13 protein-coding genes and 1 tRNA gene are annotated in these 13,866 nt (G+C 72.9%); 6 read left to right on the top strand and 8 right to left on the bottom strand.

Translation table 11 applies throughout. The annotated features are described in order from the left end of the window. Positions 1–24: 24 nt before the first annotated feature. Positions 25–561 carry a hypothetical protein gene (locus IO39_RS57035; protein WP_211267315.1) on the top strand — a complete coding sequence of 179 codons (537 nt, stop codon included), beginning with the start codon at positions 25–27 and terminating at the stop codon, positions 559–561. Between the two features lie 100 nt (positions 562–661). On the opposite strand, the gene IO39_RS38020 is transcribed toward IO39_RS57035, so the two are convergent. Beyond that, the gene (locus IO39_RS38020; RefSeq protein WP_043634411.1) at positions 662–1,459 is read right to left on the bottom strand and encodes an SDR family oxidoreductase; all 798 of its coding nucleotides are present in this window, start codon (positions 1,457–1,459) and stop codon (positions 662–664) included. A 73-nt stretch (positions 1,460–1,532) separates the two neighbouring features. Here IO39_RS38020 and IO39_RS38015 point away from each other — a divergent pair, with 73 nt between their 5' ends. The 4 genes from IO39_RS38015 (at position 1,533) to IO39_RS38000 (ending at position 7,826) form a co-directional block, all read left to right on the top strand. Continuing rightward, positions 1,533–1,814 carry a hypothetical protein gene (locus IO39_RS38015; protein ID WP_157549524.1) on the top strand — a complete coding sequence of 94 codons (282 nt, stop codon included), beginning with the start codon at positions 1,533–1,535 and terminating at the stop codon, positions 1,812–1,814. Positions 1,815–1,979: 165 nt separating this feature from the next. Next, positions 1,980–5,810, top strand: coding sequence for a S8 family peptidase (locus tag IO39_RS38010; RefSeq protein ID WP_157549521.1), 3,831 nt, complete (start codon positions 1,980–1,982; stop codon positions 5,808–5,810). Positions 5,811–6,285: 475 nt separating this feature from the next. Continuing rightward, positions 6,286–7,362 (top strand): glycosyltransferase family 2 protein, encoded by a 1,077-nt coding sequence (locus IO39_RS38005; protein WP_043634487.1) that lies wholly within the window; start codon positions 6,286–6,288, stop codon positions 7,360–7,362. A 116-nt stretch (positions 7,363–7,478) separates the two neighbouring features. After that, complete coding sequence (locus IO39_RS38000; RefSeq protein ID WP_043634401.1) at positions 7,479–7,826, top strand: hypothetical protein; 348 nt, start codon at positions 7,479–7,481, stop codon at positions 7,824–7,826. Between the two features lie 102 nt (positions 7,827–7,928). Here the strand turns inward: IO39_RS38000 and IO39_RS37995 are convergent. From IO39_RS37995 to nadD, 5 genes are all read right to left on the bottom strand, one after another. Continuing rightward, positions 7,929–8,001: transfer RNA gene (locus IO39_RS37995), tRNA-Ala, on the bottom strand. A 66-nt stretch (positions 8,002–8,067) separates the two neighbouring features. After that, positions 8,068–8,217 carry a hypothetical protein gene (locus IO39_RS55265; protein ID WP_157549518.1) on the bottom strand — a complete coding sequence of 50 codons (150 nt, stop codon included), beginning with the start codon at positions 8,215–8,217 and terminating at the stop codon, positions 8,068–8,070. A 426-nt stretch (positions 8,218–8,643) separates the two neighbouring features. After that, positions 8,644–9,273, bottom strand: coding sequence for a histidine phosphatase family protein (locus tag IO39_RS37990; RefSeq protein WP_043634397.1), 630 nt, complete (start codon positions 9,271–9,273; stop codon positions 8,644–8,646). 34 nt (positions 9,274–9,307) lie between these two features. Further along, positions 9,308–9,703 (bottom strand): ribosome silencing factor, encoded by a 396-nt coding sequence (rsfS, locus tag IO39_RS37985; RefSeq protein ID WP_043634393.1) that lies wholly within the window; start codon positions 9,701–9,703, stop codon positions 9,308–9,310. Between the two features lie 91 nt (positions 9,704–9,794). Further along, positions 9,795–10,412, bottom strand: coding sequence for a nicotinate-nucleotide adenylyltransferase (gene nadD, locus IO39_RS37980; protein ID WP_043634390.1), 618 nt, complete (start codon positions 10,410–10,412; stop codon positions 9,795–9,797). An 87-nt stretch (positions 10,413–10,499) separates the two neighbouring features. Here nadD and IO39_RS37975 point away from each other — a divergent pair, with 87 nt between their 5' ends. Then, the gene (locus IO39_RS37975; RefSeq protein WP_439331497.1) at positions 10,500–11,531 is read left to right on the top strand and encodes a M48 family metallopeptidase; all 1,032 of its coding nucleotides are present in this window, start codon (positions 10,500–10,502) and stop codon (positions 11,529–11,531) included. 132 nt (positions 11,532–11,663) lie between these two features. On the opposite strand, the gene IO39_RS37970 is transcribed toward IO39_RS37975, so the two are convergent. Then, a complete protein-coding gene (locus IO39_RS37970; protein ID WP_043634387.1) occupies positions 11,664–13,574 on the bottom strand; it encodes a serine/threonine-protein kinase in 1,911 nt (636 codons plus the stop codon). Positions 13,575–13,656: 82 nt separating this feature from the next. Beyond that, a complete protein-coding gene (locus IO39_RS56290; protein ID WP_169789191.1) occupies positions 13,657–13,833 on the bottom strand; it encodes a hypothetical protein in 177 nt (58 codons plus the stop codon). Positions 13,834–13,866 lie beyond the last annotated feature (33 nt).

Here is a 13,866-nt window from a genome sequence, read left to right as displayed (position 1 = left end):
CGTCCCCTATCCCTGGAGCAGCTCTTGTTGTCCTCCCTTTCCGGCCTCGTCAACATCCTCACCCTGATCGTGCTGAGCGCCCTGCTGCTGGGCGGCATCGCGTTGATGGTGGCGCGCAAGAAGGAGCACGGGCGCGCGTCCGTGATGGGCATCGCGGGCTGCGTCGTGCTGCTGATCGGGGTGGTGATCTCCGGCGTCATGGCGCTCGGGTTCCAGGCCATCTACCAGGCTCTGGGGCCCGGCGGGTACGAGCCGTTCATCGTGGTCGTCAACCTGGTCACGCTGATCGTCCAGGGGGCCGGGACCGGGCTGCTGATCTTCGCCGTGGTCGCCCGGAGGAACCCGCCCCAGCCCGCCCCGCCGGCCCAGGGCGGCTGGCAGCAGCCGCAGCAGGGGTGGCAGCAGGGGCCCCAGCAGCAGCCTCAGCAGGCCCAGTGGCCGCAGGGGGCCCCGCAGCAGGGCGCGCCGCAGCAGCAGGGCGCGCCGCAGCAGCAGCCGCCGTTCCAGCAGCAGCAGCCCGGGTGGCAGCCGCCGCAGAACCCGCCCTTCGGCCAGGGCTGAACCGCCATCCCCGCCGGAGCCCCGCCCAGACCGCGACGCCGGCCCGCGCAGGGCCGCGCGCAGGGCCGCGCGCCGAGCCGGGCACCGGCACCGGTCCTGCTCAGGGAGTTCGTTCCGGGGCTCCGTCCGGCCGGGTGCGCAGGTAGTCCTCCCAGGTGATCCCGCCCGTGGGCCCGGTCTTCGCGGTGAGGTGGCCGGCCCGGAAGGCGTGGCCCAGCGCGCCGGGCACGCGCACCCGTAGCACGGGTCTGCGCAGCCGGCGGGCGCGCAACCAGGCCCGCGCGGCCGCCTCCATGGTGAGCGTCCCGGGCCCGCCGTACTCCTCGATCGCCCCGCCCGGCCCCCGCGCGGCCAGCGCCACCAGGTGGCCGGCCAGATCCCTGACGTCCACGGGCTGGGCGGGGATGCCGGGATCGACGACCACGAGACCGAGCCGGGCCATGCCGGCCAGCGCCTGGTCCACGAACTCGTGGAACTGGGTGGCCCGGACGATCGTCCATGGCACGCCGCCGTCCCGGACGAGGCGTTCGGCGCGCACCTTCGTACGGAAATATCCCCACGGCACCCGGTCCGCGCCCACGATCGACGTGTAGATGAGGTGCCGGACCCCGGCCTCCCTGGCCGCCGCCAGCAGCGTGGACGTGCCGTCGAGCTCCACCCGGAGCGTGTAGCGGCCCTTGTAGGGCGCCGAGGCCAGGTGCACGATCACGTCGGCCCCCGCCACGGCCGCCGCCACGCCCTTGCCGGTGGTCAGGTCCGCGACCACCCAGCGCACGCCGCCGGCCGGGGCCCGCGCCGTACGGCTGGCCGCGCGCACGTCGTGCCCCGCCGCGACCAGCCCGTCCAGCACGGCCCGTCCGAGACGTCCGCTTCCGCCCGTCACGAGTACAGATGTCATGACTCCTGGACGGAGCTACGGGCAGAGGTGTGACAAGTTTTCGTAGCCGATCCCTCCCTGCCCGAAGGCGAACATGACACGAGAGCAGCCCGGCCCCCAGGAACAGGACCCCGACGAGACGCTCCGCCTCCGCTTGCCCGGCCCCGCCGAGGAGCGGTCCGGGCAGGGCCCGCCGGAGGCGCCGTCCACCCAGCACCTGCCCTACACCCCGGACATGCTGCCCGACGTGCCGGTCTACGAGGCCGAGCCGCCGCGCTCGGCCTGGCGGTGGGTGGTCGTGGTGGGCGGGCTCGTGCTGCTCGTCGCGGTCGTGGCCGTCGCGGTGATCCTCTGGTTGGCCGCCTCGTCCCCCTGACCCCCGGCGCCCGGCCCTGACCCCGGACGCCCGGCGCGGCCCTGACCCCGGCGTCCGGGCCGGTCTCAGGCGCGCGATTAGGATGATCATTTGGTGGACATAAGCCCTATCGACAGTTTGGGAGCGCTCCCTAAAGGCGTTCCATCCTGACCGGAAGGGCGTTACGTGTCCCCTTTATCGTCCCGGCTCGCAGCGGTCTTATCCGGCGCCGCCCTCGTGCTCGCCGCCGCGCCACCCGTCCACGCGACCGCCCCACCCGTCCACGCGCCCGCCGCACCGGCCCAGGCCCCGCCCTCAGGCGCCGGGGCCGAGCCGGCCGGCGCCACGACCCTCACCCTCATCACGGGCGACGTCGTCGAGTACGCCCCCGGCAAGGACGGCGTGCCCTCCATCGCCATCAAGGAGTCCGACCGGCCGGGCGGGGCCGAGGTCACGTTCGCCACCCTGCCCAGCAAGGACGGCGGCTACCTCGTGCTCCCCTCGGACGCCGCCGCCCTGGTCGCCGACGGCACCCTCGACGAGGAGCTGTTCGACGTCGAGACCCTGGCCCGCGACCGGCGCGCCGAGGCGATCCCGCTGCTGGTCACCTACGCGGGCGACCCCGCCCCGAGCGCGTTGTCCAGATCCGCCCGAGCCCTGCCCGCCGCCGCGGACGTGCGCGTGCTCGACAGCGTCAACGGCGCCGCGATGACCGTCGCCGCCGGCCGGGCCGGGGCGTTCTGGGCGGGCCTGACCGCCGACCGCGCCGCGGCCGGCCGCTCGGCCACCGGCATCGCGAAGATCTGGCTGGACCGCAGGACGCGCGCCTCGCTCGACCGGAGCGTGCCGCTCATCGGCGCGCCCGCGGGCTGGCGGAAGGGGTACGACGGCAAGGGCGTCAAGGTCGCCGTCCTCGACACCGGCATCGACGTGAACCATCCGGACTTCGCCGGCCGCATCCTCGCCACCGAGAACTTCTCCACCGCCCCCGGCATCGCCGACAGGAGGGGGCACGGCACGCACGTCGCCTCGACGCTCGCCGGCGCGGGCGCGACCTACAAGGGCGTGGCGCCCGCCGCGTCGCTGCTGGTCGGCAAGGTCCTCGACGACCGCGGCGACGGCGCCTGGTCGTGGGCCATCGCGGGCATGGAGTGGGCCGCCGCGCAGGGCGCCGACGTGGTGAACCTGAGCCTGGGCAGTTGTTGCGGCAACGGCACCGACCCGATGAGCCTGGCGCTGAACGAGCTGACCAGGAAGCACGGCACGCTGTTCGTGGCGGCCGCGGGCAACGAGGGTGCGGCGCTCAGCGTCAGCGTGCCCGCCGCGGCGGACGAGGCGCTGGCCGTGGGCGCGGTGGACAAGGTCACGGGCACGGAGCTGGCCGGGTTCTCCAGCAGGGGCCCGCGGCTCGACGACGCGGCGGTCAAGCCGAACATCGTCGCCCCCGGCGTGGAGATCGTCGCCGCCCGCTCGGGCGACTCCACGCTGCCCGGCGTCCCGGGCGACGGGGCGTACACGACCTTCGACGGCACCTCCATGGCGACCCCGCACGTCGCCGGCGCGGCGGCGATCCTCGCCCAGCAGCACCCCGAGTGGCGGGCGGCCGAGCTGCGCGACGCGCTGACCTCCACCGCCGTGCGCAACGACGGCCACACCTGGTACGAGCAGGGCAGCGGCCGGGTGGACGTGGCCCGCGCGGTCACGCAGACCGTCTTCGCCACGTCCGCCGTCGCCTTCCGCCTGCCGGGCCGGGCTCCGGCCACCCGGCAGATCACCTACCGCAACACCGGCGCGGAACCGGTCACCCTCGACGTCTCCCTGCTCACGCGCGGCTGGAGCGGCGAACCCGCCCCCGACGGCGCGATCAGGCTCGGCGCGCGCACCGTGACGGTCCCCGCGAACGGCACCGCCACCGTGGACCTCACGGTGGACCCGTCGATCGGGACGCAGGGCGCCTACGGGGGCTGGGTGACGGCGAGCGCCGGGGAGACGCGCGTGGTGACGCCCTTCAGCTACTACACCGGCCCGGCCACGCACCGGCTCGGGGTCTCGCTGGTCAACTCGTACGGCAAGGGCGAGTTCTTCCCCGGCTACCACGCCGAGCCCATCGTCTACGCGATCCCGCTGAAGCGCCCGAACAGCCCCGAGGACCCGTTCAACCCGTACGGCTACTACTACCTGCGCACCGACTACGACGGCGCCGGCGAGTTCCGCCTCCCGGCGGGCGACTACGAGGTGATCGGCATCCTGCCGGAGACCCACCTCACCCACCGCAACAGCTGGGTCATCAAGACCGTCAGCCTCGACGGGGACGAGACGGTCACCCTCGACGCCCGCGACACCGTCCGGATCAGGCCGAGCCTGCCCAGGCCCGCCGACGGGAGCGGCGACGCGTTCTACGTGCGCACGTTCGCCGACCGCACCCTGCCCGTCTCGATCTTCGGCGGCGCGGTGGGCGGCGGCCACGAGCTGTACGTCACGCCGGTCTCCGGCACGAAGGCCGGCAAGGTGCGGCTGTCGCACCAGTGGGACCTGGAGCCTCCGGTCCTGTCCTCCGTCACCGCCGGGGACCTGCGGCTGCGCCCGGCCTACGACATGGAGTCCATGCGCACCCTGGCCGCGGTCACCGAGCTGCCCGTCGTGTCCGTGGGCCGGGGCCGGCCCGAGGACTTCGACGGCGTGGACGTGACGGGCAAGGTGGTGCTGGCCGGCATTCCGGTCGGGGGCGGCGACCGGCCGTACGTGACGGCCGCGGCCACCATGGACGACACCGCCACGTACGCCCAGCGGCGCGGGGCCGCCGGCGTCCTCGCCTACCTCGACGTGGACGGCGGCCAGGCGCGGCTCCCGGCGGGCGGCTCGCCGTCGTTCCGGCCGCTCGGCCTGAGCGCCGACGAGGGCCGGGCCGTGCGCGCCGCGCTCGGCCGGGGGCCGCTCTCGCTGCGCCTCGAACCCTACGCGGGCCCCGACGTGGTCTATCGCCTGCGCTTCGACGCGCGGGGACGGGTGCCCTCGCGCGCGCCGGAGGTGGCCATGAAAGACCTCGTACGGGTGGACGCCGCCTACCACGCCGACGCGCCGGACACCTTCGGCTGGGAGTTCGGCGAGTCCACGACGGGCGAGGAGCCGGGGCGGATGACGTACGGCAGGGCGATGGCCATGCCCGCCGCCCGTACCGAGTACTTCGGCCCCGCCTCCGACGACGTCGTCTGGTCGCGGACGATCACCAACGCGAGCCTGGAGCTGCACTCGTCGGACCGGTTCACCCGGCGCGACAGGCGGGTGCCCGAGCAGTGGTTCAAGGCGCCGCTGACGCCCGGGGCCGCCGACGTGCCGTCCGGCTACCCGGTCACGGTGCCGTGCGCGATGTGCCGGGACGGGGACCGGTTCGTGCCCGGGGAGCAGTGGCGCGACTCCGACCCGCGCCACTACAGCAACCTGGGCCCGGTGACGTCGGCGCCGGTGCTGACCGTCGGGGACCTGCGGCCGCCGGTGCAGGGCCGGCGTCCCCGCTGGTTCGCCGTGCCGGACGGGTCCGGCACGTACCGGCTGGAGACGGTGGACACGACCGGCCGCGCGTTGTCGCGGAAGGTGAGCACGACCACGTCGTTCGCCTCCTCCCCGCCGTCGGGCCCGCCGCGCGGCCACACCTGCACGTTCGGCCCGCCGTGCGCCGTCCAGCCGGCGATCCAGCTCGCGTACGACCTTCCTCTCGACCTCCTGAACCGGGCCGCCGCCGGCCGCCCGTTCGCCTTCGACCTGCGGGCGGGCGCGCACTCCACGGTGCGCAGGGCGCCCGAGGTGAACCGGGTCGAGGTGGAGTTCTCCGTCGACGACGGGGCGAGCTGGCAGCAGGTCCGCCGGGTCACGAAACGCGGTGACGGCCGTCACCGGGTCGAGCTGACCCATCCGGCCCTGGCCGGGACCAGCGGGTTCGTCTCATTGCGGGTCACCGCCTCGGACCGGGCGGGTGGCTCGGTGACACAGACGATCGAGCGCGCGTACGGCCTGCGCTGACCCACCGGCCGGGGACCCCCAGGTCCCCGGCCACCGTCGCCGCCCCCAGGACGACCCAGACACACCGTCGCCCTCAGGACGACCCAGGCACACCGTCGCCCTCAGGACGACCCGGACACACTGTCGTCCCCAGGACTACCCGGATGCCCGGTCGTCCACAGGACGACCCGGACACCCGCACCTCCATCCCCAAAACCCCGCTCGGACCTCTGCCACCCCGCCGCCGCCGGGCATCCTCATCTCCACATCGCCCACCACCTTCCCCGGCAAGGAGCCACAGGATGCCCGGCGGCCCGCCCACACTCGGTTTCAGCCTGATCGTCTACGCCACGGTCGGCCTGGTGACCCTGATCGCCCTCAAACTGCGGAGGAGGCGAGACAGGTGACCCGGCGCCCACCCAGTCCACCCAGTCCGGCCAGTCCGCCCGACCAGCCCGGTCCGCCCGACCAGCCCGGTCCGCCCGACCAGCCCGGTTTGCCTGGCCCCCTCGGTCCGGCCGCGCCCCCGACGGTCACCGTCATCGTCCCCGCGCACAACGAGGAGCAGGGCCTTCCCGCCACGCTCCGCTCCATCCAGGCCCAGTCGGTCCCCCCGGAGCGGGTGATCGTGGTGGACGACGGCTCGACCGACCGCACCGGTGAGGTGGCCGCCTCCTACGGCGTCACCGTCCTGCGCCCGCCGGCGAACCTGGGCAGCAAGGCCAGGGCCCAGAACCACGCGCTCCCCCACTGCGACACCGACCTGGTCCTGGCCGTCGACGCCGACACGGTCCTGGCCCCCGACTACATCGAGCGGCTCAGGCCCGCCTTCGCCGACCCGGCGGTCAACGTGGCGGCCGGCAACGTGCAGACGCGGTTCGCCCGCACCCCGTGGGAGCGCGGCAGATCCACCGAATACCTCTTCGGCTTCCACTGGCACCGCCCGATCCAGCACCTGGCCGGCAGCCCCATGGTCTGCTCGGGCTGCTGCTCGATGTTCAGGCGCGCGTCCCTGGTGGCGGCCGGCGGCTTCCCCGAACGCACGATCGTCGAGGACATGGACTTCACCTGGAGCCAGCAGCTCGACGGCCACCGGGCGGTCTACGTGTCCGACGCCGTGGCCTGGGCCGCCGACCCGGAGACCCTCACCTACCTCCGCAAGCAGGTGTGGCGCTGGATGGCGGGCTTCATGCAGAACATCCGCCTCCACCTCCCCCGCCTGCTCACCCGCAAGCCGATGCTGGCGACCTGGGTCGTGCTGGCCCTGCTGGAGATCCTCGTGGCCCCGTTGTGGTGGGCGGCCCCGCTGCTGCTGCCCCTGACCCTCGACGAGTCGTTCTCCCTCACGATGGCCTGGTGGGCCGGCGGCGAGCTGCTCCTGACCGTCCCCACGCTCCTCTACGCGGCCAGACGCCGCCGTCTGCCTCTCGGGCAGGTCCTGTTCAACCTGCCCTTCGTCTACCTCACCAAGGCGGTCAACCTCTACTACGCCTGGAAGGCGCTCCTGGTCGAGCTCGTCCTGGTCCCCTTGCGTCTGTCCAGCGGCCTGGTCGTCTACGAGAAGGGCCGCTGACCCGGCACACCGAGAAAGCATGAAATCACTGTCGGTAGTCGATCGGCAGCAAGGAGTAGCCATAGGATGTCGTGCCGATCGCAACGTTTCATCCCCCAGAAGGGACGCGTCCCACCATGACCGCTCGCCGCACCACCGTCGCCACCGCCTCAGCCCTGGCCCTGGCGCTGGCTCTGGCACTCGCGCCCTCGACCGCCGCCCACGCGGCCGCCGGCGTCTTCACCTACAGCTTCCCCACCCCGGACGGCACGCGCAGCAGCGAGCTGGTCGACGCCGACAGTGGCCTCTGCATCGACCTCCCGGAGGTGCGGGACACCCCCTACAGCGCGCACACCCCGGTCAACTACACCGACGCCACGGCCACGGTCTTCACGGGCGATGACTGCACGGGCGACTACTACTCGCTGCGCCCCGGCGGCAGGGCGAGCAGCCGGCTGCTCCTCAAGTCGGTCGTCTTCTCCTGACCGGCGTCTTGGCGCTCGGCCGACCCGGGTGACCGTCTCCGCGGACCGGTCACCCCGGTCGCCCGCGCACAACGGCGAGAAAGGAAAGAACCACAAAAGGGGTGGAGCTATGGGGATTCGAACCCCAGACCTCCTCCATGCCATGGAGGCGCGCTACCAACTGCGCCATAGCCCCTGGTCACCGCTACGAGTCCACCCGTTGCGGCGCTCCGAGAGCATATAGCCATTCGCCCCCATTCGCCTAATCGCGTCGTCCGCTCCGCGCCCTGGCCACCAGAACGGCCAGGCCGTCGAGTTGCCGCCGGAAGCCGAACTCATGGACCGAGTCGAGGTCCATGTCCAGCTCCGGCCGCTCCACGAGCTTGGCGAGCGTGGGATAGTCCCCGGACACGCTCCGGCGGCGGTTCGTCGCCGTACACCGTGTCGGCCATCAGGTGGATGAGCTCGTCCTTGCCCGCCACGTGCCGGTACAGAGACATGGCGGAGGCGTCCAGCTCGGTCGCGATGCGCCCAGATCGTCATGCCCGCCTACTCGTCCGGCCGGGTGACGCTCCTCGGCGACGCGGGTGACGCTCCGGGGCCGGGCGGCATGGGCACGGGATTGGCGCTGATCGGCGCGTACGTGCTGGCGGGCGAGCTGGCCGGGGCCGACGACCACGGGAGCGCCTTCCGCCGGTACGAGAGCCGCATGAGGCCCTACGTGGCCGCCTGCATGCGCCAGGCGCAGGGGGCCGACACGTTCCTGGTGCCGCGGAAGAGGTCGCGACGCCCTCACAGGGCATCGCCCGGCCGTACGGCCCCCGAGCCGTACGGACCGTCAGGCCTCGGCCTCGGGCTTGTCGTCGCTGTGCACCGGCTCGGGCAGGGTGCCGGCGTTGTGCTCGAGCAGCCGCCAGCCCTTGCGCCCTTCCTGCAGCACGGACCAGGAGCAGTTGCCCAGCCCGCCCAGCGCCGGCCACAACTCCTCGGGCAGCCCGAGCAACTCGCAGATGCCCAGCCGCAGCGCCGCCCCGTGGGAGGCCACGACGAGCAGCCCGTCGTCGTCGAGCCGGCTCGCCCAGCGGCGCATCGCGGTCGCCACCCGGGCGGCCACGTCGGTGACGGGCTCGCCGCCGGGCGCCTCCCAGGCCGCGTATTCCTCGGGCCAGCGCGCGGCGATCTCCGCACGCGTGAGACCTTCCCACTGCCCGCCGCCGCGCTCGCGGAAGTCCTTGTCGACCGCCACGTCGAGCCCGACGATGCGCCCCAGCGCCAGCGCGGTGTCGTTGGCCCGCTGGAGGTCGGAGGAGACGATCAGGGTGGGCCGCAGCGAGGCCAGCAGCGACGCCGCCCGCGCCGCCTGCGCGACGCCGGTCTCGTCGAGGGGGATGTCGGAGTGCCCCTGGAAGCGCTGCTCGACGTTCCACAGGGTCTGGCCGTGACGCAGGCACACGATCCGCTTGCTCATGCGGCGGCCCCGCACGAACGCGTGAAGATGGGGCTCACGCGCGGGCCCGCTGGAGGTTGGCCTGCATGACGCTCTCCGGCAGCCCGATGGCCGGGCAGTCCTTCCACAGCCGCTCGAGGGCGTAGAACGTGCGGTCTTCCTCGTGCTGGACGTGCACGACAATGTCGATGTAGTCGAGCAGCACCCAGCGCCCCTCACGCTCGCCTTCGCGGCGCACGGGCTTGGCGTCCGCCTCGGTGCGCAGCCGCTCCTCGATCTCGTCGACGATGGCACGGACCTGACGGTCGTTGGTGGCGGAGCAGAGCAGGAAGGCGTCGGTGATGACGAGCTGTTCGCTCACGTCGTAGGCGAGGATGTCATCGGCCAGCTTGTCGGCCGCGGCCTCCGCGGCGATGCGCACGAGCTGGACGGATCTGTCAGATGCGGTCACGATGCGGGTCTGTCCTCCTGTGTCGGCAGCATGCCCATATATTGAGGGTACCCTTCCAGCCCGAAACCCCTCACCTTTGCCGTCGGCGGCTTCATCCGTGGGCGTGGTACAGCCCGCGCTTGTTGATGTACTGGACGATTCCGTCGGGCACCAGATACCAAATCGGCTCACCCTTTGCCACCCGCTGGCGGCACTCGGACGAGGAAATGGCCAGCGCGGGGATCTCCAGCAACGTCACGCGGCCTTCCGGCAGGCCGGGGTCGTGCAGGGTGTGCCCGGGGCGCGTGCATCCGACGAAATGGGCCAGCTCGAACAGCTCGTCGGCCTGCTGCCAGTCGAGGATGGCGCCGAGCGCGTCGGCGCCGGTGATGAAGAACAGCTCAACCTCAGGACCGTAAATATCCGAAATATCACGCAAAGTGTCGATGGTGAACGTCGGCCCCGGCCGATCCACGTCCACCCTGCTCACGGAGAACCGGGGATTGGACGCCGTGGCGATGACCGTCATCAGATAGCGGTCCTCCGCCGCCGACACCTCACGCTCGGACTTCTGGTACGGCCGTCCCGTCGGCACGAACACCACTTCGTCGAGCTGGAAGTGGTGGGCCACCTCGCTGGCGGCTACGAGGTGCCCGTGGTGGATGGGATCGAAGGTCCCACCCATCACCCCCACTCGCCGCATCCCCTGCACACCAGGCGCGTTCATCATGAAACGGACCTTACGCGGACGCTTCCCCCCAACATGATGGGACCCCCCTTCGTGATGACCGCGCATCACTTCCGTTGCGGACGTAGCATGCCGGGCATGACGACCACCCCGGACCGCAACCGCGTCCAACTGCCCGGCATCTCGTCCCGAGCCTACGAACACCCCGCAGACCGGTCCGCCCTGGTCGCTCTGCGCAAGCTCAGTGGGTTCGACACGGTTCTCAAGCAGATGTCCGGTCTCGTCAGCGAGCGCCGCCTGCGCCTGATGTACCTGGCCTCGGCGGTGCGCGTCAGCGAGACCCAGTTCCGCTCCCTGTACGACATGGGGCGCGACGCCGCCTACACCCTCGACCTGCACCGGATCCCCGAGATCTACGTCCAGCAGGACCCGCACGTCCAGGCCAAGGCCATCGGCTTCGACGACCCGTTCATCGTCGTGACCACCGGCCTGCTCAACCTCATGAACGAGGAGGAGCAGCGCTTCGTCATCGGCCACGAGACCTCGCACATCCTGTCGGGGCACGCGGTCTACCGGACGATGCTCGACATCCTCACCCGCCTCGCCACCCGCGTCGCGTGGATCCCGCTCGGCTACATCGGCCTGCGGGCGATCGTCGCGGGCCTGGAGGAGTGGTACCGCAAGTCCGAGCTGTCCTCCGACCGTGGCGGCCTGCTCGTCGGGCAGAACCCCGAGGCGGCCAAGCGGGCGCTGATGAAGCTCGCCGGCGGCGACTACACCCACGAGATGAACATCGAGGCGTTCCTGGAGCAGTACCAGGAATACGACACCGCGGGCGACCTTCGCGACGGCTTCCTCAAGGTCCTCAACCTGCTCGGCACCACCCACCCGTTCGCGGTGGTGCGCGTGGCGGAGCTGGACCGCTGGCAGCGCAGCGGCGAGTACGACCGGATCCTCGGCGGGGACTACCCCCGCAGGGAAGACGACCCCAACGCGCGAGTGACCGACGAGATCAAGGCGGCGGCCGAGTCCTACCGCGCGTCCTGGCAGCAGTCGCAGGACCCGTTCATCGGGGTGCTGCGCGACGTCGCCGAGGGCGCGGTCAACGCGGGCGAGCGCATCTTCAACCGCTTCTCCCGCCGTGACGGCGGCCAGGGCTGACCTGCCGGGCCGACCGGTCCGGCGGCCGTCGCAGGCGGCCGGATCAGCCATCCGCGGCCGATCCCGCTTGATCAGCCGCGTCCGCGTGACCTTCACGAGCCTCGCGCCACCGGCGGGAGAGACCCGTGAAGGTCAGAGCAGGAGAGCGATGGCGCGCACGGCGGCCGCGCACAGGGCGACGAACCCGCCCAGCACGGCCAGTGCGCGCAGTCCTTCCCTGCGCAGGTCGGGCAGGCGATGCCCGATGCGCTCGATCTCGCGCCCGGTGATGCCCCCGCAGAGCATCCCGAACACCACGCCCGCCACCGTGACGGGCGCGGCCTGCTGCCACCAGTCGGCGTCGATCTGCCCGCCGCCGGTGGCCCAGAGCGCCCCGCCCGACGCCACCGCGACGGGCACGCCCGGCCACACGACGGCGGTGACCGCCGCCCCGGCCAGCGCGATCGGGGCCAGCAGCACGCGCAGCGCCACCCGCGTACGCCGCGAGCTGCGTTTCCTGACCATCCAGTGACTCATCCACAACGTCCTGGTCAGCACCACGAACGCGGTGGTGATCGCGATCGAGGCGATGGGCCAGATCACCGAGGCCACCACGCAGGGCACGGCCAGCACCGCGAGCAGCAGCAGCGCGCCGTTGCCCGCGGGCAGGGTGGTGGACGACTCGCCCTTGCGCCGCAGGTCCGGCTTGATGCCCGCCCGGCTCCTGACGGCCTCCGCCGTGCGCTGCCGCGTGGCGCTCACCTTGGCCCGCGGCCCGGTGTCCGGGCCGGCGCCGCGGCCGCGCGGCGCCGGCACCTTCCCTTCGGCACGGCCGCGCGCCACCGGCGCCACGCCCTTGCCCTCGGGCACGGCCCTGCCACCGGTACGCCCGCCACTCTCCGGAACGGCCCGGGCCCGCCCCCCGCTCTCGGGAACGGTCCTGCCACCGGCGCGCCCGCCGTTCTCGGGCACGGCCCGGGCCCGACCGCCACTTTCCGGAACGGCCCTGCCACCGGTACGCCCGCCGTTCTCGGGCACGCCCCGGGCCCGCCCGCCGCTCTCGGGAACGCCCCGGCCGGCGGCGCGCCCGCGCGGCGCGGGCACCTTCCCCTCAGCGGGCACGGCGTTGGGCCGGCTGCGCGCCTTGGCCTCGCCCCGGGCGGCGGCCGCCTCCTCCGCGGCCCGGCTGCGCACGACGGCGCCCTTGCCCGCCTCCTCGGCCACGTCGGCCGCCCGCCCCGGCGCCGCCGCGGACTCGGTCTCGGCCGCGCTGGTGGCCCTGGCCAGCCTCGACAGCCGATCGGCCAGCAGCGCGGCCGTGGGCCGCTTGCCCGGCTCCCTGTTGAGCGAGGCGCGCACCAGGGGCAGCAGTTGCACCGGCACGCCCTTGAGGTCGGCCTGCCCGTTCAGCACCGCGTACATCTGCGCCTCGGCCGTGCCCCGCCCGAACGTCGGCCGCCCGGTCGCCGCGAAGGCCACCGTGGCGGCCCAGGCGTGCACGTCGGCGGGCGAGTCGACGTGCTCGTCGGCGAAGATCTCCGGCGCGGTGTAGCCGGGGGTGCCGAGGAACGTGCCGGTCATGGTCAGCCGGGTCGCGTCGAGCACCTGGGCGATGCCGAAGTCGATCAGCACGGGCCCCCGGGCGGCCATGATGATGTTGCCCGGCTTGAGGTCGCGGTGCACGACCCCGGCCGCGTGGATGATCGCCAGGGCCGCCGCGATGCCCTGCGCCATGTCGACGAGCTGGGCGACGTCGAGGGGGCCCTCCTGGCGTACGCGGTCGAGCAGCGTGGCGCCCTCGATGTGCTCCATGACCAGGTAGGGCCGGGCGCCGTCGAGGTCGGCGTCGAGCACCTTGGCGACGTAGGGGCTCTCGACCCTGCGCAGCGCGCGCACCTCGCGCTCCAGCCGGATGCGCGAGGTCTCGTCCTCGGCCAGGTCGTGCAGGACCTTGAGCGCGACGCGCTCGCCGCGGCGGGTGGTCGCGAGGTAGACCTCGCCCATGCCACCCCGGCCGAGCCGCTCGACCAGGGTGTACGGCCCGACCTTGCCGAGCTTGCTCACCGTCCCTCCCCGCCCGGCGCGCCCATAAGGGACACAACCCTAGCGCCGGTACGCGAGTTGCCGTGTGAGGCACGCCGAAGGATTATCGGCGTGTGTGGTCGCAGAGCATGCTGTCGAGCTCTGTGGTGGGTTCCTCCGACAACCGCCTGCGCCCCTTCCTGCGCCAGTTGACGTGACCGCGGCTCTCCAGCCACAGCAGGAGCCGATCGGCGCCGAACAGCACCGCGGCCGAGAAGACCAGGGCGACGACAATGTCCATGTCTCCCAGTCAAACCACGACCCCGGCCGCGGG

Origin of the sequence: Nonomuraea candida (genome assembly GCF_000725485.1) — a bacterium.
Classification (GTDB): domain Bacteria; phylum Actinomycetota; class Actinomycetes; order Streptosporangiales; family Streptosporangiaceae; genus Nonomuraea; species Nonomuraea candida.
The sequence above is the reverse complement of the archived record's forward strand: the minus strand, read 5'-3'. Positions and strand labels throughout refer to the sequence as shown.